The sequence below is a fragment of the Psychrobacter sp. DWR1-2-3 genome (assembly GCF_049896465.1).
Lineage (GTDB): Bacteria > Pseudomonadota > Gammaproteobacteria > Pseudomonadales > Moraxellaceae > Psychrobacter > Psychrobacter maritimus.
Genome location: NZ_JAFCUJ010000021.1, coordinates 1 through 501, shown reverse-complemented (window position 1 = coordinate 501; position 501 = coordinate 1). Strand labels below are relative to the sequence as shown.

The 501-nt window shown below is 52.7% G+C and carries 1 protein-coding gene; it reads left to right on the top strand.

Annotated elements, in window-relative coordinates:
• A partial coding sequence (locus ACP7AA_RS13105; RefSeq protein ID WP_426223826.1) for an LptF/LptG family permease occupies positions 1–501 on the top strand: 501 nt, incomplete at both ends.

Genomic DNA, 501 nt, shown 5'->3' with positions numbered 1-501 from the left:
ACAACTTCGTCTACATTGAGCGGGTTAAAGGTGACGAAGAGTTAGGTGGCATCAGCATTTATGCCTTTAACGAGAATCGTCGTCTACAATCCGTACGCTATGCCGCTACTGCGAAGTTTGACCCGGAACATAAAGTCTGGCGTCTGTCGCAGGTTGATGAATCTGATTTGACCAATCCGAAACAGATTACCGGTTCGCAGACGGTGAGCGGCACCTGGAAAACCAACCTCACGCCAGACAAACTGGGCGTGGTGGCGCTGGACCCGGATGCACTCTCAATCAGCGGTTTGCACAACTACGTGAAGTATCTGAAGTCGAGCGGTCAGGATGCCGGACGTTATCAGCTCAATATGTGGAGCAAAATCTTCCAGCCGCTATCCGTGGCGGTGATGATGCTGATGGCGCTGTCGTTCATCTTTGGCCCACTGCGTAGCGTACCGATGGGCGTGCGTGTGGTCACCGGTATCAGCTTCGGTTTTGTCTTCTACGTACTGGACCAGA